Below are 19,336 nucleotides of genomic sequence, written 5' to 3' on the forward strand. Positions count from 1 at the left end.
AACGCCCCAGCCGGGCCTGCAGTGGTAGTTTACAACCGTTCGGTGGTTTTCGGGCGCAACACACCTAACCCCGCTTTTACCTGCGGTCAGCAAGTTAGTGGCCTCAATGGTGTTGATACGGGGCGGCATATGCGGGACCTGAGACGCGACCTGGCTCGCGCGCGAGAGTTATTTCGCGTGCCCGCTGACAATCCCGAGCTCACGCGCGCGCAGTTCCTGGCTTTCTCCAAGCAGGTGCCGCTGCTTTATTTCATCCTGATCACGAACAGCATCGCGGTTGCCTACACATTCCTGCCGCTGGCGCCGGCGTGGCTGACCATCAGCACGCCCGCGCTGCTGACGTCGTTGACGGGCATTCGGACGATCTGGTGGCTGCGCCAGCGCAATGTCGTGCTCGACGATGCGGAGATCCTGCGCAATCTGCGCGTGACCAACCGGATTGCCGGTCCGATCGGCGCCTTGTTCGTCGTCTGGTCGTTCGCGCTGTTTCCCTATGGCGATCCGTTCGCCAAAGGCCAGGTCGCATTCTACATGGCGGTCACCGTCATCGGCATCATCTTCTGCCTGATGCACCTGCGCTCGGCCGCGCTGATCGTGACGCTGGTCGTGATCGTTCCCTTCGTCATCTACTTCATGGCTACGCGTGAACACGCGTTGCAGGCGATCGCGGTGAACCAGCTTCTGGTCTCAGGCGCAATGGTCACGGTGCTGTTCATCTACTACCGCGATTTCGCCGACCTTGTTGCCAGCCGCAAGTCACTGCTCGCAGAGCAGGCCGCGACGCAGGCTCTTTCGGATGAGAACTTCCGGCTCGCCAATCTGGACTCCCTGACTGACCTGCCCAATCGCCGGCGCTTTTTCTCCGAACTCACCCGCTTCTTTGCCGATGCCGAGCGCGACGGCACGAGGCTCGCGGTCGGCATCATCGATCTCGACGGCTTCAAGCCGATCAACGATACCTATGGTCACACCGTCGGTGATCGCGTCCTGATCGAGGCGGCGCGCCGTCTCGGCGAGGTCTGCGACGGCTGCGGTCCGCGGGTTCATCTCGCCCGCCTCGGTGGCGATGAGTTTGGCCTGGTGGTCGGCGACAATCCCACCGATGAGGATCTGCTCGCGCTGGGCCGCCAGATCACCGATCGCATCAAGCTGCCGTACCAGCTGGATACAGCCCATACCGGTCTGTCCTGCTCGATGGGCTTCGCGCTCTATCCGCGCTCGGCCACCGCCGCCGAACCGCTCTATGAATGCGCCGACTATGCGCTTTATCACGCCAAGCGCCACGCGCGCGGCGGCGCGGTCATCTTCTCCAGCGAGCTCGAAGCCGAAATCCGCAGCCGCTGCGTGATCGAGCACATGCTGCGGACGGCGGATTTCGAAACGGAGATGCAGTTGGCATTCCAGCCGATCATCGACGTCAAAAGCGAGCGGACGAGAGGTTTCGAGGTGCTGGCGCGCTGGCAGAGCCCGAAGCTCGGGCTGGTGTCGCCGGGCGACTTCATTCCTGCAGCCGAACGCACCGGAGTCATTCGCGCCTTAACTCGTGTCCTGCTGGTCAAGGCACTGGCCGCGGCCGCGACCTGGCCGGAGGAGATCCGCATCTCCTTCAACCTCTCGGCTCACGACATCTGCTCGCCGGACGGCATCCTGCACCTGATCTCCGCGATCGAAGCGAGCGGCGTTGCGGCCGGCCGTATCGAGTTCGAGATCACCGAAACCGCGGTGACCTATGATTTCTCCCGCGCCGAGCATTCGATCGCGACGCTCAAGGCGATCGGTTGCGGCATCTCCCTGGACGATTTCGGCACCGGCTATTCGTCGCTCAGCCACGTCCACCGGCTGCCGCTCGACAAGCTCAAGGTCGACCGCAGCTTCGTCGCCGATATCAACAGCAATCCAATCAGCCATAAGATCGTCAAGTCGCTGACCGGCCTGTGCGCCGACATGGAGATCGCCTGCATCGGCGAAGGCGTGGAGACCGAAGCGCAACTCGAGAGCCTGCGTCGGTTGGGTTGTGATTTCGTTCAGGGCTATTACTTCGCCAAACCGATGCCTGCGGACGCCGTCGCCGGCTTCCTGGCCGAGGAACGTCGACGCGTGTCCGAGACATCGACGCAGAAGCGCGCAACGGGCGCGTGATCCGAACGCTACGTATGGGTCCGAATGGAGCGCAGGCCTCATGGTTCTCCCGGCGATGCGGAGCATCGTCCGGAGACGCATTCGTCGCTTCAGTCAGCCGGGCGGCGTCCAGCCTGGCGGCGCCAGTTCGAAGCCCGAAAATTCGAATCCGGGTGCAACCGAGCAGCCGACCAGGGTCCAGTCGCCGGTCGATTCGGCGGACTGCCAGGCATGCGCCGGCACCACGGCTTGCGGCCGCTCACCGGCGAGCAGATCGCTGCCCAGCCGAATCGCCTGCGGCTCGCGTCCGTCCTCGGCAATGCGCAGGGTCAAGGGACTGCCCGCATAGAAGTGCCAGACCTCGGCGGCATCGACCCGATGCCAATGTGAGCGCTCGCCACGGGCCAGCAGAAAATAGATCAAGGTCGAGGCCGCGCGTCCGCTCGCATCGACCTTGGCGTCGCGAAACGTCTGGTGATAGTGCCCGCCTTCGGGATGGGGCTTGAGCCCGAGCTGGGCGATGATTTCGGCGGCTGTCAGCGTGCTCATGATCGCGGCCGGCTCGTTAGGATTTGTTCTTGCGTTCGCGCAGCTCGCCGAACACTTCCTCCGCGCTTGCGCCTTTCATGCGCAGCTTGATCGCGACCGCGGGATCGTCGGCACGCAGGAACACGTTGGCCTTTTTCTCCTCGCCGAGCAGCGCTGGAATGGTCGGCCGGTTGGCGGCGCGAAGCCGGGTGACCTCCTCGGCGCGCGCCTTGAGCGCCTCGTTGTCGGAGTCGACGGTGAGCGCGAATTTGACATTCGAGGCGGTATATTCGTGGCCGCAATAAAGCTTGAAGTCGTCTGGGAGGGCGCGCAGCTTCAACAGCGAGTCCCACATCATCGGATAGGTGCCCTCGAACACCCGCCCGCAGCCGATCGAGAACAGCGTGTCGGCGGCGAACAGCGCCTTCTCCGCATCGAACACGTAGGACACATGGTCCAGCGTGTGGCCGGGCGTCTCCAGGACGCGCGCCAGCAGCTCGCCGATCTTGACCACGTCACCATGGACGACGCGCTGATCGACATTGGCGATCTTGGCCGTCTTGTCGTGCGGCGCGACCACGCGGCAGCCATAGGCCTGCTTGAGCTCGGCGACACCGCCGACATGGTCGTGATGGTGATGGGTGATCAGGATGTCGGTGAGCCGCCAGCCTTTGGCGTTCAATTCCCGGATGATCGGCGCCGCCTCCGGCGCGTCGATCGATACGGTGGCGCCGGTCGCGGGGTCGTGGATCAGATAGCCGAAATTGTCGGACAGGCAGGTAAAGACGCTGATGTCGGCGGCCATGTTGTCTCCATCGGCGGGTTGGGCGCGGCGTTATGGTCAGGTGCCAAACGCCTCACGAGAGATATTGGCGAGAGATATGGCGTCAGCGCTGCCGACGCAACGCAATCTTGGCTGGGCGAATAGCGTCCGCGCCGTGCTACATTGAAACCATGGATGTCATCGATCTCCGCAACTTCTATTCGCAGCACCTCGGCATCGTGGCGCGGCGTTTGATCAATCGCGGCATCAGGTCGCGGTGGCCAAGCGCTAAAGGCCAGCGCGTGCTCGGCATCGGCTATCCGACGCCCTATCTCGGTCTGTTCCGCGAGGATTCCGAGCGCTGCATCGCCTTCATGCCTGCGGCGCAAGGCGTCCTAAAATGGCCCACTGCGCGGCCGACGCTGGCCTCCCTGGTGGATGAATATGCGCTGCCGCTGCCGGATGCGGCGGTCGATCGTATCCTGCTCGTGCACGCGCTGGAAATGTCGGACGATCCTGCCGGGCTGCTGCGCGAGGTGTGGCGGGTGATGGCGCCATCCGGGCGCATGATCATGGTGATCCCGAACCGCCGCGGCGTTTGGACGCGCACCGACAGCACCCCGTTCGGTCACGGCCGGCCCTATTCGCGCTCGCAGATCACGGAGCTCTTGCGGCAGACCTGGTTCACGCCGACCGGCTGGAGCGAGGCGCTGTTCATGCCGCCGGTGAGCGGGGGCTGGCTTCTGCGTTCGGCCTTGGCCTGGGAGCGGGTCGGCGCGGCACTGTCACTGCCCTTTGCCGGCGTGCTGATCATCGAGGCCACCAAGCAGGTCTACCGGGTCATCCCCGCGCGCCGGCAGCGCATCCGGCTGATCCCAAGGCTCGAGCCGGTGCTGGTGCCCTCGGCGCCGGCCAGCGGCCGCAACGGCTGAGGACAGCGGCTCCGCGCCCGCGCGGGTCTTCCGGGCTATCGCTCGGCTATTGAGCGGTCGCGTTGGAGAACAGGTTCATCACCGCCACACCGGTGATGATGAAGCCCATGCCGATCATGGCCGGCGCATCCAGCCTCTGCCCATGGGATACCCAGGCAAAGAGCGAGATCAGGATGATCCCGACCCCCGACCAGATGGCATAGGCGATGCCGGTTGGGATGCTCTTGAGGCTCAGTGACAGGCAGTAGAATGCGATCGCATAGCCGGCCAGGGTCAGCGCGGTCCAGAGCGGCCGGCTGAAGCCTTCCGACTGTTTCAAGGCGGTGGTGGCCAGAACCTCGGCGAGAATCGCGATCGCGAGCAGCGTGTATTTCATGCGCTCTGCGGTAGCACACGGACTGTGACTGGGTGCTGACACGGATGCCGGGGCCGGCTCTCGAGCGGGCGCGCAGGCAACAAAAAGGCGGGCGGATCATCGGATCCACCCGCCCAAGAATGCTGAGGAAACGTCCGTGCGGACCTATTCGCCCGAGTTGAAATCTTCGCTCGGCGCAGGTGCCGGCGCGGCCGCAGCTTCAGCCGAGCGCGGGGCGTGCGGGCGGCGGCGCCGCCGGGGATAGCGCTCGCCGCCACCTTCGAAGCCGGCCGGCGCGTTCGAGATCTGCGGCTGCGGGCCGGTGATGAAGGACGGCAGGCGGTCGACGCTACTATCGGCGACCACGGGCTGCGGTTGCGGCTGGGGCTGATATTGCGGCTGCGGGCGCTCGCGAAACTCTCGCGGCTCGCGGGGTTCGCGATGCTCCCTCGGCTCGCGATGCTCCCGATGCTCTCTAGGTTCGCGATGTTCCCTCGGCTCACGCTGGTCGCGTGGCTCTCTGGGTTCACGATGCTCGCGCGGCTCGCGCTGCTCCCGCGGCTGCTGGTCGCGCTGATAGGGCTGGTTGTCGCGCTGCTCCCGATCGCGCTGGCCGCCGTCGCGGTCGCGCATGAAAGGTTGCGGCTGCGGGGCCGGAACGAAGCCCGGTTCCTGGCCGAAGCTCGAGAAGCCATCGCCCTCGTCGTCGAGATCGTCCACCGTCAGATCGTCGGTGTGACGCGGCTGCGGCTGGTTCTGGCGGAGCTGCTCCTGGGCGGCGGCGATCAGGCGGAAATAATGTTCGGCGTGCTGATAGTAGTTCTCGGCCGCAACGGGGTCGCCCGACGAGCGGGCATCGCGGGCAAGCTGGACGTATTTTTCCGCCACGTGGGAGGCAGTGCCGCGGATCTTGATGTCTGGCCCGTTGGATTCGAACACACGGGTCAGCGGGTTCTGGCCGCGCCGGTTATTATTGTTGTTATTCCGGTTGCGCATCCGCTTGTTGTTTTGACCGTTTCTCATGTCCTGCCTTTATTCCAACCCTGTGTTAGAAGCACTGAAATGCCACTGCGAATTGTGATATTTACGCCAATACAACCTCGCCGGGCCGCACGTGCCAGCCGCGGTCCTGCGCTGCAATCTGACCTGTGTCGACGTGATCGATAGCTGCGATCGACAGCCGAATCTTCGACGGACGATCATCTCGACCGATGTCTCGACAAAGCGCGTTCAACACGCGTTCCCCACCCGCCAGCGGCTATGCCGGCGAACCACGTTTTCAGCCTGCCAAGGCAGCTGTTGCTGCGACAGACCCAGTTTCCTTTGTGTAAGACGTCAAGCGCAAAATCAGGCTTTCGTTCGCTCTGCAGTCGCGAGCCACATAGCCTCATTTCCGGCTATTGCGCTCGTCCGACCTGCGTCTTGGAACCTATCGCCCGGCGCGGCTCGCTTTCGTGGATCCGTGGCGGTCGTCCCATCCGGGACCGCTCTACGGGGGCCTGCGCCGATGCTTTGAGCGGAACGTAGTCGCTCCGCGGCGATATTCCAAGAGGTTTTTACTGGTTAATTCCGCCTTCTCAGGGCTTTTTTCGACCCATCACCGCGCGGGGAATTCCGGCCAGATCGGACCTTGTGGTGGTAAAATCTGCAAGCAAGCCGGCCTTTGTCATCAAGCTTTCAACATCATCGCTTTGGCCGCGGCCGACCTCGACGACCAGCGCGCCTCCCGGTCGGAGCAGATCTGCGGCTTGCGGGATCAGCGCACGATAGGCATCGAGCCCATCGGGCCCGCCATCGAGTGCCCGGTGCGGATCGTGCTCACGCACCTCGAACGCCAAATCGGCAATCTCAGGCCCGCGGATGTAAGGCGGGTTCGATACGATCAAATCGAATGCACCTGCCAGCGCCGAGGCATAGGAGCAGGCGACGAAGCCGGCGCCGCTGGCGAGATCGAGGCGGATCGCGTTGGTCCGTGCCGTCAGCAGCGCGTCCAGGCTGATGTCGGTCCCAACGCCGAACGCATTCGGCAGCTCCGACAACAGCGCGAGCAGAATCGCGCCGGAGCCGGTGCCGAGATCGGCGAGGCGCAACCTTCGCTTCAGATCGCCGCTGGCAGACAAATGCTCCAGCGCGAGCTCGACCACCGTCTCGGTGTCGGGCCGCGGCACCAGCGTTTCGGCTGAGAGCGTGAGCGGCAGTCCCCAAAACTCCTTCCAACCCAGGATACGCGCGACCGGCTCGCCCGCGAGCCTGCGCTCGGCAAGCGCCGCGATCTGCGCGGCCTGCTCCGAGGTGAGGGTACGCGCGCCTTGTGTGATCAGCCCAGTGAGATCGAGCTCCAGCGCTGCGCTGACCAGGATGCGCGCGTCGAGCTCCGGCGAATCGACGCCTCCGGCCGCGAAACGTGTTGCTAGCCCACGACGGGCGGAATCGATGGTGACGGAGGGGGCCACGCCACTCACGAGAGGGCCTGGACTGTCGAGACGTTCTCGGTGTCGTCCCCGCGAAAGCGGGGACCCATAACCACCGTCAGCAGAGGGGAAGCGAGGACGCCGCTCCATCGCCGTGCGAACCACAATCGCCTGTGGTTATGGGTCCCGGCGTTCGCCGGGACGACACTGGAAACGTTGCGACATCTCCGCACCACATCAAACGATGCGGGGAACGGGGTCACGCCGCTGCTCCCTGCGCCGCGAGCTGTGCGGCCTGGTGTTCGGTGGTGAGCGCGTCGATCAGCTCGCCCAGCGCTTCGCCGGCAATGACCTGCGGCAGCTTGTAGAGCGTCAGGTTGATGCGGTGGTCGGTGACGCGCCCTTGCGGGAAGTTGTAGGTGCGGATCCGCTCGGAGCGGTCGCCGGAGCCGACCTTCTCCTTGCGGTCGGCCGAGCGCGCGGCGTCCACCTTCTGCCGTTCGGCATCGTAGATGCGCGAGCGCAGGATGTTCATCGCCGAGGCGCGGTTCTTATGCTGCGAGCGGCTGTCCTGCATCATCACCACGATGCCGGTCGGAAGATGGGTGATACGGATCGCCGACTCCGTCTTGTTGACGTGCTGGCCGCCGGCGCCTTGCGCGCGCATGGTCTCGATGCGCAGATCCTCGGTCTTGATGTCGACGTCGACATCCTCGACCTCGGGCAGCACCGCGACCGTGGCCGCGGAGGTGTGGATGCGCCCCTGCGTCTCGGTGTCGGGCACGCGCTGCACCCGATGCACGCCCGATTCGAATTTCAGTTTCGCGAACGCGCCGCGGCCCTGCACCTCCGCGATGATTTCCTTGTAGCCGCCGACGGTGCCTTCGGAGGCCGAGATCACCTCGACCTTCCAGCCCTGCAGCGAAGCGAAACGCTCATACATCCGGAACAGGTCGCCGGCGAACAGCGAGGCCTCGTCGCCACCGGTGCCGGCGCGGATTTCCAGCACCACGTTGCGGTCGTCCATCGCGTCCTTCGGCAACAGCGCCAGGCGGATCTTCTGCTCGAGCTCGGCGCGGCGTTCGACCAGCTCCTCCCGCTCGGCTTCCGCCATCGTCCGCATCTCGGCGTCGGTCGCGGGATCGGCGATCAGCGTCTCGGCGTCGGCGAGCTCCTTGACCGCGGCACGGTAGGCCTTCACCGCATCGATCACGGGATTGAGTTCGGCGAGTTCGCGGGTGATCTGGACGTATTTGTCGGAATTGACCTGACCCAGCAGCTCCGCTTCGAGAGAAGCGTGATGTGCCAGCAGGACGTCCAGTTTGGCTTCGGGCAGCGACGACATGATTCTTCTTGTCTCAGGAACAAATGGATTCGGGGCAATGACGCGGAAGCGCTGACGAGCGCCGCTACAAAGCCAGGCCTTCGGCCTCGGCGAACTCGGTCAGCTTCTGCCGGATCGACATGCTGCCGGCGGGAGCGGCGAGCAGCCTATCCATCATCGCCTCGGCCTTGCGGGCGTCGAGCTCGAGGATCATTGCCTTCACGGGGCCGTGCCCGGTCGCCGACAACGACAGCGAGCGGTAGCCGAGCGCAATCAGCGCCAACGCGCCGATCGGCTTCGACGCCATTTCGCCGCACAGCGAAACCGACTTCTTGGCGATCTGCGATTTGCGCACGATGTCGCGCAGCGCCCGCAGGATCGGAGCAGACAGCGTATCAAAACGTTCGGAGACCTTGGCATTGCCGCGGTCGACTGCGAACAGGAACTGGAACAGGTCGTTGGAGCCCACCGAGATGAAGTCGACCTTGGTGAGTAGCTCATCGAGCTGATAGAGCAGCGCGGGGACTTCGAGCATGGTGCCGACGTCGATGCGCTCGGGCAGCGTATGGCCGTGCTGGCGCAAATAGGTCAGCTCGCGCTCAACGATGGCCTTGGCGGCGTCGAACTCCGGGACCTCCGAGATCATCGGGAACATGATGCGCAGCGCGCGGCCGCCGCCGGCGCGCAACAAGGCCCGAATCTGGCCCCGCAGGAGGCCAGGACGATCGAGCCCGAGGCGGATCGCGCGCCAGCCGAGCGCGGGATTTTCCTCGATCACGGTCTCCATATAGGGAAGCGCTTTGTCGCCGCCAATATCGAGCGTGCGGAAGGTGACCGGCTTCTGGCCGGCGGCATCGAGCACGGTGCGGTAGAGTGCGAGCTGATCGCTCGAGCGCGGCAGATTGGCCGAGACCATGAACTGCAGCTCGGTCCGGAACAGGCCGATGCCGGCGCTGCCGGTGTCGTCGATATGCGGCAGGTCGATCACCAGGCCGGCATTGATCATCAATTCGACTGGCTGGCCGTCCTTGGTGACGCAGGGCTTGTTGCGCAGCTCGAGATATTGCGCCTGGCGGCGGGCGCGGAAGCGCACCCGCTCGGCATAGGCGGCTTCGATCTCGTTGGAGGGGCGCACATAGATCGAGCCGGAGGTGCCGTCGACGATGATCGCGTCACCGGGATCGGCGATGCCGGGCGCGTTCGGCACCTCGCCGACGGCGGGAATGCCGAGCGCGCGTGCCACGATGGCGACGTGCGAATTAGCGGTGCCTTCCTCCAGCACCAGGCCGCGCAGCCGTTTGCGATCGTAATCGAGCAGTGCGGCCGGACCCATTGCACGCGCGATCAGGATGGCGTTGTCAGGCATCTGCTCCCGCGAGGGTGCGTGGTCGCGGCCGACCAGTTGGCGCAAGAGCCGGTAACCGAGATCCTCCAGATCGTGCAGGCGCTCGCGCAAATAGGGATCGGTCGAGCGCAGCATGCGGGCGCGGGTGTCGGACTGCACGCGTTCGACTGCGGCCTCGGCCGTCAGGCCCGTGGCCACGGCTTCATGCAGCTTGTGCGACCAGCCCTGGTCGTTGGCGAACATGCGGTAGGCTTCGAGCACGTCGCGGTGCTCGCCGCTGTCGGCGACATCGCCGCGCTCCAGCATGCGGTCGAGGTCGGCGCGCAGCATGACGAGCGCCGCATCCAGCCGCTTGATCTCCTTCGGCAGGTCCTCGGCGATGTAGTTGTTCACCACCACGCGCGGCTCATGCAGCACCACATGGCCGAGCGCGATGCCGTCGGACAGCACGGTGCCGGACTTGTGAATCGAATGGCGGACGGCGGGCTCGGCGCCGGGCTGCGCCAGCGCGGCAAGCTCGCCGGAGGCGATCATCTCGGCGAGCACCATCGCGGTGGTCTGCAGCGCCTCGACCTCTTCCTCGACATAGGTGCGCTTGGCGCGGTTCTGCACCACCAGGACGCCGAGCGTGTTGCCGGCGCGCAGGATCGGCACGCCGAGGAAGGAGTGGTAGATTTCTTCGCCGGTCTCCGGGCGGTAGGAGAACGCCGGATGGCTCTGTGCATCGCTCAGGTTGAGCGGCGTGGCCTCGCTGGCGACGAGGCCGACCAGGCCCTCATGCGCGCTCAGCACGGTCATGTGCACGGCGTCGCGGTTCAGACCTTCGGTGGCGTACAGTTCGAGCGTGTTGTCGACGCGCAGCACGTAGACCGAGCAGACCTCGGCCACCATGTTGGCCGCGATCAGCACCACGATCTTGTCCAGGCGCTCCTGTGCCGAGACCTGCTCCGCCATGGTCTCGCGAAGCCGTCTCAGTAAGACGCGGGGGCCTCCCGACGTGCTTCGCATGTGGCACAATCCCCCTTCCTGGGACCAGTCCGGTGGTCAGCCGGAATCTGGTACTAAGCTTCCGAAATACAACAGCTTTCGTGATGCGACGCCGTCGTAGGCTTCATCCGCCGCCCGAATCGGGACAGCCCTCGCCGGGGGCGCAATTGCAGCGCTTGTTCTGCGTGGCCGTATAGCGAATTGGAGCTTGTTTTGCCAAGCAAAACGCCTGCCAGCATCAACGGCTTTCGGACCGCTTGCAACACGTTTCCATGTCCCGCCTTGTTGCAAAGCGGGACATGGCGTGACAGGGGAAATTTCTTCTAGACCTGATCCAGCCCGTAGAGCGTATGCAGCGTGCGGACCGCAAGCTCGGTATAGGCGGCGTCGATCAGGACGGAGAACTTGATCTCGGAGGTTGTAATGGCGCGAATGTTGATGTTGCGGCCCGCCAGGGCGGCAAAAGCCTGCGCGGCCACGCCGGCATGGCTGCGCATCCCGCTCCCGATCACCGATACCTTGGCGACGTCGGTGGCGGTATCGAGGCGCTGATAGCCGATCTTGTCCTTGGCCGCGGAGATCGTTTCGCGCGCCCGCTTATAGTCGGTGGCCGGCACCGTGAAGGTGAGGTCGGTTGTCTTGCCGTCCTCGGACACGTTCTGCACGATCATGTCGACATTGATGTTGGCGTCGGCAAGCGGGCCGAAGATAGAGGCAGCGATGCCAGGCTTGTCCTCGATCTGACGCACCGAGATCTGGGCCTCGTCCTTGGAGAAGGCGATGCCGGTGACCACGTGATTTTCCATGATTTGCTCCTCGCTGCAGATCAGCGTGCCCGGCGGCTGGTTGGCATGGGGATCGATGTCCTCGGGCTTATCGAAGCTGGAACGGACGAAGATTGGCATGTTGTGCACCATGCCGAGTTCCACCGACCTCACCTGCAACACCTTGGCGCCCTGCGAGGCCAGTTCCAGCATGTCCTCGAAGGCTATCTTGTCGAGCCGCTTCGCCTTTGGAACGACGCGCGGGTCGGTGGTATAGACGCCATCGACGTCGGTGTAGATGTCGCAGCGGTCGGCCTTGATGGCGGCCGCGATCGCCACCGCTGAGGTGTCGGAGCCGCCGCGGCCGAGGGTGGTGATTCGATTGGTCTCAGGGTTGACGCCCTGGAAGCCGGCGATGACCGCGACCTCCTTGCGGTCCTTGAACCGCTGGATCAACTCGGAGCCGTCGATCTCCATGATGCGGGCGGAGGCATGGGCGTCGCTGGTCCTGATCGGGATCTGCCAGCCCTGCCACGAGCGGGCCTGGATACCCATGCCCTGCAGCACGATCGCCAGCAGGCCGGAGGTGACCTGCTCGCCCGACGCCACCACGGCGTCATATTCACGCGCATCATGCATCGGCGATGCCTCGGTGCACCACGCGACCAGCTCGTTGGTCTTGCCGGCCATCGCGGAGACGACCACAGCAACTTCGTGGCCGGCGTCGACCTCGCGCTTCACATGGCGCGCGACATTGCGGATACGGTCGATATTGGCGACGGACGTGCCGCCGAATTTCAGCACGAGGCGACTCATGACGGCGCGCTCATTTCCCTCAGGGAGAATAAGGTGGTAGGCCGGCGCGAAACTTCAGGCGCGCCAGCCGAAAGGCGCGTATACAGAGCGGCGCGGCCGGGGGCAAGCAGGTTCCTGGATCGAGGCTTTTTGGCTGTTCCGCCGGGGCCAGTGGTGAGGTAGAGGCGAGGGTAATGGGGCGTTATATCGACGAGATTTTGCAGCCTGGCGAGAAGGTGCTGTATTCGACCAACGCGCATTGGATGTTTTATCTACCCGCAATCGGTGCCTGGATCGTGGTGTTCGCGCTTCTCATCCTGTCTCAACTCACCGCCGTCTACAATCTTCAGATGATATGCCTTGCCGCCGCGGCCGTGATTGCGGTCGCCGCACTGTATTGGACCGTCAGGGCCTGGTTCCATCGCCTGACCACCGAGACCGACGTGACCAATAAGCGCGTCGTGCACAAGACGGGCTTCATTCAGCGACGGACCTTCGAGATCGCGCTGGACAAGGTGGAAAGCGTCGACGTCAACCAGACCATCATGGGACGCATCCTCAACTATGGCGACGTCACCATCATGGGGGTCGGCGAGGGCAGGGAAACCATAGCGACCATTGCCGCGCCGCTGGCGTTCCGCAACGCGATCACCGCACGGTAACGGGGAGAGGTTTTGAGCATGGCTATGCCGCAGGACACCTCCTCCAATCCGTCCGCCTCGACCTCGTCGGTGGATCCGGCCGAGATCGCGAAGTTCTCCAAACTGTCGGAGACCTGGTGGGACCCCAAGGGCAAGATGGCGCCCCTGCACAAGATCAATCCGTTGCGGCTTGCCTATATCCGGGACGCCGCCTGCCGGAAGTTCGCGCGCAACGCCAAGAGCCTCAACTGCCTGTCGGGGCTGCGCATGCTCGACATCGGCTGCGGCGCGGGCCTGTTGTGCGAGCCGTTCACGCGGCTCGGCGCCCAGGTGGTCGGCGTCGATCCCTCCGCGAGCAACATCGCGGCCGCGAAACTGCATGCCGAGAAAGGCCATCTGTCGATCGACTATCGCTGCACCACGATCGAGGAAATGGATCCGCGCGAGCGGTTCGACATCGTGCTGGCAATGGAGGTGGTCGAGCACGTCGCCGATGTCAGCGGCTTTCTCGGACGCTGTGCCGCGGTGCTCAAGCCGGGCGGCATGATGGTGGTCTCGACCTTGAACCGCAACTGGAAGAGCTTTGCGCTGGCGATCGTCGGCGCCGAATACGTGCTGCGCTGGCTGCCGCGCGGGACCCATCAGTGGAACAAGTTCGTTACCCCGGACGAACTCACCAAACACCTCCTGGACAACCGCCTCGTCGTCACCGAGCAGAGCGGCGTCGTCTACAGCCCCTTCGCCGACCGCTGGAGCCTGTCGTCCGACATGGACGTCAACTACATGATGGTCGCCGAGCAGATGGTGTGATGGTGGGTCCTCAATCTCGCTTTCATCGTTAGCTTGAGTATGTTCGCAGCCACGTAAGTGGTGTCGTCCCTGCGAACGCAGGGACCCATAACCACAGGGCGGAGTTCGAGGCGCATTAGGAGATTAAGTCGCTGAGATCTCGCCATTCGAGATTGTCGCGCTCGATCAGTTCGATTTTCCAGTCGCGCTTCCAGCGCTTGAGTTGTTTCTCGCGGTTAATCGCCTCTTCGGCGAGATCGTATGTTTCGACATAGACCAGCCGAAAGACTCCATACTTATGCACGAAATGCGAGCCTTGGCCGCTGCGGTGCTGTTCAAGCCGTTTCTGAAGCGAATTGGTTACGCCGATATACAAGGAGCCATGTCGGCCGCTCGCGAGAATATAGACGTAATACATGGCCGGACCATCACGCGGATGGATTGTCGGAGATCACTGAAGCCGGTGGTTATGGGTCCCTGCGTTCGCAGGGACGACACCGACTTTGCGACGAGTTTCGCTGATCAAATTCGAAGTCGCAATTGCCATTGGCGCTACCTGCAATCCTGACATGCGGTGGGCCTGTTGACCCCGCGGCACGCGCCCGGCACGGTGAGGCAGTCTTCCCGTTGCCAGCTTCTGTTCCATGCCCTCTCTCGCCACGCTCTGGATTCCCTTCACGCTGATTGCGGCCGCCGGTCAGGTTGCGCGCAATGCCATGCAGCGGTCGCTGACGGCGAAGCTCGGCACCTGGGGCGCCACCAATATCCGTTTCCTGTTCGGCTTTCCGTTCTCGCTGCTGTTTCTGGCCGCCGTGCTGCTGACCACCGGCGACCGCCTGCCGTGGCCGCCGCTCGCATTCGGGCCTTGGCTGCTGTTGGGCGCGCTCACGCAGATCCTCGGCACCGGCCTGATGCTGCTCGCCATGACCGATCGGTCGTTCGTGGTCACGACGGCCTATCTCAAGACCGAGGCGATCCAGACCGCGATCTTCGGTTTCGTGTTCCTGGGCGATCCGCTGTCTCCGACGAAGCTGGTCGCGATCCTGATCGCCACGGTGGGCGTGGTGATCACCGCGCTGCGCCCGGGCGGCGAGCGGCGCTTCGCCGAATGGAAGCCCACGATCATCGGCCTGGTCGCGGCTGCCTCCTTTGCGCTCTCGGCGGTCGGCTTTCGCGGCGCCATCATCACCGTCGAAGGCGTCTCCTTCGTGACTTCGGCGTCCTACACGCTGGTGTGGGGTCTGTTCGTCCAGACGCTGATCCTGAGCATTTATCTGTTGGTGCGCGCGCCGAAGGTGCTGCGCGGGATCATCGTGCTGTGGCGGCCGTCGATGCTGGCCGGCTTCACCGGCGCGTTCGCCTCGCAATTCTGGTTTCTGGCCTTTGCATTGACAGCGGCCGCCAATGTGCGCACGCTGGCGCTGATCGAGGTGCTGTTCGCGCAGGCCGTGTCGTACTACTCGTTCAAGCAGCCGATCTCGCTGCGCGAGCTGTTTGGCATCCTGCTGATCGTCGCCGGCGTGGCGCTCTTGATCGCGGTGTAACAGGCGTTCCTGATATCTGCGCCTTCCGCGGTCATTGCGACGGGGCGCCGCCCTTCAATTCCGATCTTCCGGCAGCACGGGCAGCGGCGCGACCTCGATGCCTTCCTCGATCAGCTCGCGGGCTTCCTGCGGCGAGGCCTCGCCATAGATCGGGCGGTGTTCGGTCTCGCCATAATGCATCTTGCGCGCTTCGGTCGGGAATTGTTGGCCGACATCATCGGCGTTCTTGACGATGTGGTCGCGCAGCTCCTTCAGCTTGGCGCGCAGCTCGCGCTCCTGCGCCATCATCAGCGAGGTCGGTTGTCCGGGTGGGATGATCTCGGCCGCCGGAGCCGGGGCGGGAGCGGGAAGATTGGCCTCGCGGCCCTTCTTGCTGACGCTGCCTTTGACGATCCTTGGCGCCATGATCGCCTTCTCGACCTTGGTCGAGCCGCAGGCCGGGCATTCGACCAGGTTCTTCTTGACCTGCGTCTCGTAGGCCGACGAACTCTGAAACCAGCTTTCGAAGGTGTGGTCGTGTTCGCAGCGCAGGGCGTAGCGGATCATGCCGATCCCCGGACCAGGTGCAGATGATCGGGGCCGGCCTTGGGATCGGCGACGCTGAAGCGGCGGCCGTGCTGCAGCGAGGGGATCGCCTTGCGCGCCGTCTCCACCCGCGACGGATCGATGCGCGCCAGGACCACGCCCGGCTCGACGCCGCCTTCAGCGAGCACCTCGCCCCAGGGATCGACGATCAGCGAATGACCGAAGGTCTCGCGCTTGTTCTCGTGCAGGCCACATTGGGCGGCCGCAAAGACGAAGCAGCCGGTCTCGATGGCGCGGGCCCGCAGCAGCGTGTGCCAATGCGCCTCGCCGGTCTTGCGGGTGAAGGCGGACGGGACCGAGATGAACGACGCGCCGCTTTCGGCCAGCGCGCGATAGAGCGCCGGAAACCGCAAGTCATAGCAGATGGTGAGTCCGATCCGGCCCCAGGGCAGGTCGGAAATGACGGCGGTCTCGCCGGGTTGATAGTTCGACGATTCCCGGTAGCTCTCGCCGCCCGGCAGATCGATATCGAACATATGGATCTTGTCGTAGCTGGCGAGGATGTCGCCCTCCGGCCCGATCAGGAAGGAGCGGTTGACCGCCTTCTCATCGGAAAAGCGCAATGCCAGCGAGCCGATGTGAAGGTGGATCTTCAGCTCCTTGGCCAGCGCGCGATATGCCTTCAGCGACGGATCCGCAGCCTCGAACTTGAGATGTTCGAACAGCGCCGTCCGGTTGAGCTGCATCATGTTGCTCACCTCGGGCGTTTGCACATATTGCGCGCCTTGCGCGGCCGCTTCCCGGATCAGGCGGGTGCCCTGCGCGAGACTCGGCTCCGGCAGAAGCCCGGTGCGCATCTGCACCAGGGCGGCCGTGAAGCTGCGATCCGTGCTCATGATGTCGCCTTCTCCCCTGCCAGCATGGCGTCGAGCCTGCCCTCGCGGTCGAGCGCGTAAAGATCGTCGCAGCCGCCGATATGCTCCTCGCCGATGAAGATCTGCGGAAAGGTCGAGCCGGGTCCGACCCGATCATACATCTGCTGCCGGAACGAGGGGTCCTTGCCCGCGTCGTATTCGGTGAATGCGGCCTTCTTGCGGGTCAACAGCGATTTGGCCGCGGAACAATAGCCGCAGCCCGGACGGGTGTAGATTTCAATGGCAGCGGTCATCTCGCGCTCGATTCTTTCGTTCCAAAGCGCAAGATTATATGGGAGGTCGCGGTGCATCGACAACCCGGGCGAAGACCAGCACGCTGACCTCGGCCGCCTTGGCCCTGAGCAGCGCCCGTGCGCAGGCATCGACTGTCGCACCGGTGGTCAGGACATCGTCGACCAGCACGATCCGCCGTCCCTGCACGTCAGCCAAGCGCTCCGGCGATACCTGGAAGGCGCCCTGCACATTGCTGGCGCGCTGGCTGCGCGAGAGCCCGACCTGCTGCTCGGTCGCGCGCACCCGGCGCAAGAGATCGCTCCTCAGCCTGACGCCGCTTTGCCGCGCGACTGATCGCCCGAGCGCCCCGGACTGGTTGTACCGGCGGCCGAACCCGCGGCGCCAGTGCAGCGGCACCGGCACCACCGCATCGGCGCCGTCAAGCAGGTCGCGTCCGGCGCGCGCCATCCAGCGCCCCATGATCGGCGCGAGGTCGGTGCGATCCTGATATTTCAGCGCATGGACCAGGATGCGGGCGACGTCGTCATAGCGGACGGCAGCTCGCGCCCGGGCATAGGCCGGCGGGCTCGCGATGGCCTCCATTGAGAGCAGCTCGGGGCCGGGGTCATAGACAAAGGGAATGCCGAGCTTGGGGCAATAGGGGCGTTCGATGAACGACAATTTGCCCCAGCAGGCGGCGCAGACGCCCTCGCCATCGACCGGCTCGCGACAGCAGATGCAAAGCGTCGGCAAGGCGATATCGAGCGCAAGCTTCGCCACATTGGCGCAAGTGCCGCGAACGGCAGCTAAGGCGGCCCGCAGCTTCGGCCTGGCGAAACGGATAGGAGCGGTGACGGCGTCCATGCGTTGACGGTACCGCTACGGCTGCAGGGGCTCAAGCGCCGGATTGCGGAAGCTGCTGCAATCGGCGTAACCACGGGACATGATGACCAGCTCCAGTTCGGCGCCCATCCTTTTCGACCGCGCGCTGCTCGCCGCGCGCCAGCGGCGCGTTGCGGGCGCGCCGGAGACATTTCTGATGGAGCGGGTCGTCGAGGACATGGCCGACCGCCTGCTGGCGGTGAACCGCCGTTTCACCGCCGTGGCCGACATCTGGACGCCGGGCGGCCTGCGGGCGCCGTTTGTCGAGGGATTCGCCAACTTCACTGCGCTGGCTGCGCCCGACACGGCGCGCGAGGAGCTCGGGCTTGCGCCGAATTCGCTCGATCTCGCACTGTCGGCGCTCGCCTTTCAATTCGTCAACGACCTGCCCGGCGTGCTGGCGCAGATTCGTCGCGCCCTGCGGCCGGACGGTCTGTTGCTGGCCGCGATGATCGGCGGTGACAGCCTGATCGAGTTGCGGCAGAGCTTCGCCGCGGCGGAAGCCGAATGCGAGGGCGGGGTGTCGCCCAGGGTCGCGCCGTTTGCCGATTTGCGCGATATCGGCAGCCTGCTGCAGCGTGCGGGGTTTGCGCTGCCGGTCACCGATGTCGATCGCGTGGTGGTGCGCTATCGTAACGCGTTCGGTCTGATGCAGGACCTCAGGCGCATGGGCGCCACCAACAGCCTGATCGAGCGCCGCCGCACGCCGACCCGGCGCACCACGCTGCTGCGGATGGCCGAGATCTATGCCGAGCGCTTCGCCGATCCGGACGGCCGCATCCGCGCCACCTTCGATATCATCTGGATCTCCGGCTGGGCGCCGCATGAGAGCCAGCAGACCCCGCTGAAGCCAGGCTCGGCGAAGGCGAGCCTGGAGGACGCGGTGAAGCGGGCCCAAAGCGCACGCGATGACATGTGAGCCACCGTCGTCATCGCCGGGCTTGACCCGGCGATCCAGCGTCTTCGAGAAGTCCTTTTGAAGAATGATGGACGCCCGGGTCAAGCCCGGGCATGACGACCCAACGGGCCGCCGACGTTCGCCTCACAGCAACAGATCGAGCAGGTGCGGAATCAGCGGAATGTCGGCCGGCGGCATCGGATAGTCGCGCAATTTGCTCGCCCGCACCCAGGCAAGCTGCTGGCCCTCGCGCGCCGCGACCTGTCCGTCCCAGCGCCGGCAGATATAGAGCGGCATCAGCAGATGAAAGGTCTCATAGGCATAGCTTGCAAAGGTCAGTGGCGCGAGGCAGGGCTCGCTCACGCTGATGCCGAGCTCCTCATGCAGCTCACGGATCAATGTGGCTTCCGGCCGCTCGCCGGGTTCGATCTTTCCGCCCGGAAACTCCCAGAGGCCTGCAAGCGTCTTGCCGGGCGGCCGCTGCGCCAGCAGCACGCGCTTGTCGGCATCGATCAGCGCGCAGGCGACCACGAGGGTGAGCTTGAGGTCGGTCATCGTCGAAATGCCTGTGATTCGAGCTGGGAAAG

20 protein-coding genes are annotated in these 19,336 nt (G+C 64.7%); 6 read left to right on the top strand and 14 right to left on the bottom strand.

All coding sequences use genetic code 11. The annotated features are described in order from the left end of the window. Positions 1-129: 129 nt before the first annotated feature. Positions 130-2,139: a putative bifunctional diguanylate cyclase/phosphodiesterase gene (locus tag ACQR1W_RS12045; RefSeq protein ID WP_434850955.1), complete on the top strand. Its 2,010-nt coding sequence runs from the start codon at positions 130-132 to the stop codon at positions 2,137-2,139. 93 nt (positions 2,140-2,232) lie between these two features. On the opposite strand, the gene ACQR1W_RS12050 is transcribed toward ACQR1W_RS12045, so the two are convergent. Both ACQR1W_RS12050 and gloB read right to left on the bottom strand, forming a co-directional pair. Further along, the gene (locus ACQR1W_RS12050; RefSeq protein ID WP_434850956.1) at positions 2,233-2,667 is read right to left on the bottom strand and encodes a cupin domain-containing protein; all 435 of its coding nucleotides are present in this window, start codon (positions 2,665-2,667) and stop codon (positions 2,233-2,235) included. Between the two features lie 16 nt (positions 2,668-2,683). After that, positions 2,684-3,451, bottom strand: a complete 768-nt coding sequence (gloB, locus tag ACQR1W_RS12055) for a hydroxyacylglutathione hydrolase (protein WP_434850957.1) — start codon at positions 3,449-3,451, stop codon at positions 2,684-2,686. 149 nt (positions 3,452-3,600) lie between these two features. On the opposite strand from gloB, the gene ACQR1W_RS12060 reads away from it, so the two are divergent. Next, positions 3,601-4,341 (top strand): class I SAM-dependent methyltransferase, encoded by a 741-nt coding sequence (locus ACQR1W_RS12060; RefSeq protein ID WP_434850958.1) that lies wholly within the window; start codon positions 3,601-3,603, stop codon positions 4,339-4,341. 46 nt (positions 4,342-4,387) lie between these two features. On the opposite strand, the gene ACQR1W_RS12065 is transcribed toward ACQR1W_RS12060, so the two are convergent. The 6 genes from ACQR1W_RS12065 to ACQR1W_RS12090 form a co-directional block, all read right to left on the bottom strand. Further along, positions 4,388-4,717: a DMT family transporter gene (locus ACQR1W_RS12065; protein WP_434850959.1), complete on the bottom strand. Its 330-nt coding sequence runs from the start codon at positions 4,715-4,717 to the stop codon at positions 4,388-4,390. 144 nt (positions 4,718-4,861) lie between these two features. Continuing rightward, positions 4,862-5,719, bottom strand: coding sequence for a DUF4167 domain-containing protein (locus ACQR1W_RS12070; RefSeq protein ID WP_434850960.1), 858 nt, complete (start codon positions 5,717-5,719; stop codon positions 4,862-4,864). A gap of 554 nt (positions 5,720-6,273) precedes the next feature. Continuing rightward, on the bottom strand, positions 6,274-7,158 hold the full coding sequence (gene prmC / locus ACQR1W_RS12075; RefSeq protein WP_434850961.1) for a peptide chain release factor N(5)-glutamine methyltransferase: 885 nt from the start codon (positions 7,156-7,158) through the stop codon (positions 6,274-6,276). Positions 7,159-7,366: 208 nt separating this feature from the next. Continuing rightward, positions 7,367-8,452, bottom strand: a complete 1,086-nt coding sequence (prfA, locus tag ACQR1W_RS12080) for a peptide chain release factor 1 (protein ID WP_434850962.1) — start codon at positions 8,450-8,452, stop codon at positions 7,367-7,369. Positions 8,453-8,516: 64 nt separating this feature from the next. Next, positions 8,517-10,784, bottom strand: a complete 2,268-nt coding sequence (gene ptsP, locus ACQR1W_RS12085; protein ID WP_008973665.1) for a phosphoenolpyruvate--protein phosphotransferase — start codon at positions 10,782-10,784, stop codon at positions 8,517-8,519. A 302-nt stretch (positions 10,785-11,086) separates the two neighbouring features. After that, complete coding sequence (locus ACQR1W_RS12090; RefSeq protein WP_008973664.1) at positions 11,087-12,343, bottom strand: aspartate kinase; 1,257 nt, start codon at positions 12,341-12,343, stop codon at positions 11,087-11,089. A gap of 173 nt (positions 12,344-12,516) precedes the next feature. On the opposite strand from ACQR1W_RS12090, the gene ACQR1W_RS12095 reads away from it, so the two are divergent. After that, entirely contained in the window at positions 12,517-12,984 is a 468-nt protein-coding gene (locus tag ACQR1W_RS12095) for a PH domain-containing protein (protein WP_008973663.1), read from the top strand. A gap of 18 nt (positions 12,985-13,002) precedes the next feature. Further along, positions 13,003-13,773, top strand: a complete 771-nt coding sequence (ubiG, locus tag ACQR1W_RS12100; RefSeq protein ID WP_434850963.1) for a bifunctional 2-polyprenyl-6-hydroxyphenol methylase/3-demethylubiquinol 3-O-methyltransferase UbiG — start codon at positions 13,003-13,005, stop codon at positions 13,771-13,773. Positions 13,774-13,888: 115 nt separating this feature from the next. Here ubiG and ACQR1W_RS12105 read toward each other — a convergent pair whose 3' ends face one another. Next, on the bottom strand, positions 13,889-14,170 hold the full coding sequence (locus ACQR1W_RS12105; RefSeq protein ID WP_434850964.1) for a GIY-YIG nuclease family protein: 282 nt from the start codon (positions 14,168-14,170) through the stop codon (positions 13,889-13,891). Between the two features lie 226 nt (positions 14,171-14,396). Here ACQR1W_RS12105 and ACQR1W_RS12110 point away from each other — a divergent pair, with 226 nt between their 5' ends. Continuing rightward, positions 14,397-15,296, top strand: coding sequence for a DMT family transporter (locus ACQR1W_RS12110; RefSeq protein ID WP_434850965.1), 900 nt, complete (start codon positions 14,397-14,399; stop codon positions 15,294-15,296). A 54-nt stretch (positions 15,297-15,350) separates the two neighbouring features. Here the strand turns inward: ACQR1W_RS12110 and ACQR1W_RS12115 are convergent, their stop codons facing one another. Genes ACQR1W_RS12115 through ACQR1W_RS12130 form a run of 4 tightly spaced genes read right to left on the bottom strand, consistent with a single transcriptional unit; the run spans position 15,351 to position 17,833 of the window. Then, positions 15,351-15,842 (bottom strand): DUF1178 family protein, encoded by a 492-nt coding sequence (locus ACQR1W_RS12115; protein WP_434850966.1) that lies wholly within the window; start codon positions 15,840-15,842, stop codon positions 15,351-15,353. Next, the gene (locus ACQR1W_RS12120; protein ID WP_434850967.1) at positions 15,839-16,717 is read right to left on the bottom strand and encodes a carbon-nitrogen hydrolase family protein; all 879 of its coding nucleotides are present in this window, start codon (positions 16,715-16,717) and stop codon (positions 15,839-15,841) included. The genes ACQR1W_RS12115 and ACQR1W_RS12120 overlap by 4 nt, the downstream gene beginning before the upstream one ends. Then, positions 16,714-16,989: a glutaredoxin 3 gene (gene grxC, locus ACQR1W_RS12125; RefSeq protein ID WP_008973658.1), complete on the bottom strand. Its 276-nt coding sequence runs from the start codon at positions 16,987-16,989 to the stop codon at positions 16,714-16,716. The genes ACQR1W_RS12120 and grxC overlap by 4 nt, the downstream gene beginning before the upstream one ends. 34 nt (positions 16,990-17,023) lie before the next feature. Continuing rightward, positions 17,024-17,833: a ComF family protein gene (locus tag ACQR1W_RS12130; RefSeq protein WP_434850968.1), complete on the bottom strand. Its 810-nt coding sequence runs from the start codon at positions 17,831-17,833 to the stop codon at positions 17,024-17,026. An 82-nt stretch (positions 17,834-17,915) separates the two neighbouring features. Between ACQR1W_RS12130 and ACQR1W_RS12135 the strand changes: the two genes are divergently transcribed. Then, positions 17,916-18,770 (top strand): methyltransferase domain-containing protein, encoded by an 855-nt coding sequence (locus ACQR1W_RS12135; RefSeq protein ID WP_434850969.1) that lies wholly within the window; start codon positions 17,916-17,918, stop codon positions 18,768-18,770. Between the two features lie 123 nt (positions 18,771-18,893). Here ACQR1W_RS12135 and ACQR1W_RS12140 read toward each other — a convergent pair whose 3' ends face one another. Then, positions 18,894-19,304: a (deoxy)nucleoside triphosphate pyrophosphohydrolase gene (locus ACQR1W_RS12140; RefSeq protein WP_434850970.1), complete on the bottom strand. Its 411-nt coding sequence runs from the start codon at positions 19,302-19,304 to the stop codon at positions 18,894-18,896. Between the last annotated feature and the right edge of the window lie 32 nt (positions 19,305-19,336).

Source organism: Bradyrhizobium sp. HKCCYLS1011, assembly GCF_051167795.1.
Classification (GTDB): domain Bacteria; phylum Pseudomonadota; class Alphaproteobacteria; order Rhizobiales; family Xanthobacteraceae; genus Bradyrhizobium.

Coding starts and splice junctions, on each gene's coding strand:
- ACQR1W_RS12070 (WP_434850960.1), bottom strand. CDS start 5,719: ATGAGAAACGGTCAAAACAACAAGCGGATGCGCAACCGGAATAACAAC.
- ACQR1W_RS12115 (WP_434850966.1), bottom strand. CDS start 15,842: ATGATCCGCTACGCCCTGCGCTGCGAACACGACCACACCTTCGAAAGC.
- ACQR1W_RS12130 (WP_434850968.1), bottom strand. CDS start 17,833: ATGGACGCCGTCACCGCTCCTATCCGTTTCGCCAGGCCGAAGCTGCGG.
- ACQR1W_RS12050 (WP_434850956.1), bottom strand. CDS start 2,667: ATGAGCACGCTGACAGCCGCCGAAATCATCGCCCAGCTCGGGCTCAAG.
- ACQR1W_RS12060 (WP_434850958.1), top strand. CDS start 3,601: ATGGATGTCATCGATCTCCGCAACTTCTATTCGCAGCACCTCGGCATC.
- ACQR1W_RS12045 (WP_434850955.1), top strand. CDS start 130: ATGCGGGACCTGAGACGCGACCTGGCTCGCGCGCGAGAGTTATTTCGC.
- ptsP (WP_008973665.1), bottom strand. CDS start 10,784: ATGCGAAGCACGTCGGGAGGCCCCCGCGTCTTACTGAGACGGCTTCGC.
- grxC (WP_008973658.1), bottom strand. CDS start 16,989: ATGACCGCTGCCATTGAAATCTACACCCGTCCGGGCTGCGGCTATTGT.
- ACQR1W_RS12090 (WP_008973664.1), bottom strand. CDS start 12,343: ATGAGTCGCCTCGTGCTGAAATTCGGCGGCACGTCCGTCGCCAATATC.
- ACQR1W_RS12065 (WP_434850959.1), bottom strand. CDS start 4,717: ATGAAATACACGCTGCTCGCGATCGCGATTCTCGCCGAGGTTCTGGCC.
- ACQR1W_RS12095 (WP_008973663.1), top strand. CDS start 12,517: ATGGGGCGTTATATCGACGAGATTTTGCAGCCTGGCGAGAAGGTGCTG.
- ACQR1W_RS12105 (WP_434850964.1), bottom strand. CDS start 14,170: ATGTATTACGTCTATATTCTCGCGAGCGGCCGACATGGCTCCTTGTAT.
- ACQR1W_RS12120 (WP_434850967.1), bottom strand. CDS start 16,717: ATGAGCACGGATCGCAGCTTCACGGCCGCCCTGGTGCAGATGCGCACC.
- ACQR1W_RS12135 (WP_434850969.1), top strand. CDS start 17,916: ATGACCAGCTCCAGTTCGGCGCCCATCCTTTTCGACCGCGCGCTGCTC.
- ACQR1W_RS12140 (WP_434850970.1), bottom strand. CDS start 19,304: ATGACCGACCTCAAGCTCACCCTCGTGGTCGCCTGCGCGCTGATCGAT.
- prfA (WP_434850962.1), bottom strand. CDS start 8,452: ATGTCGTCGCTGCCCGAAGCCAAACTGGACGTCCTGCTGGCACATCAC.
- gloB (WP_434850957.1), bottom strand. CDS start 3,451: ATGGCCGCCGACATCAGCGTCTTTACCTGCCTGTCCGACAATTTCGGC.
- ACQR1W_RS12110 (WP_434850965.1), top strand. CDS start 14,397: ATGCCCTCTCTCGCCACGCTCTGGATTCCCTTCACGCTGATTGCGGCC.
- ubiG (WP_434850963.1), top strand. CDS start 13,003: ATGGCTATGCCGCAGGACACCTCCTCCAATCCGTCCGCCTCGACCTCG.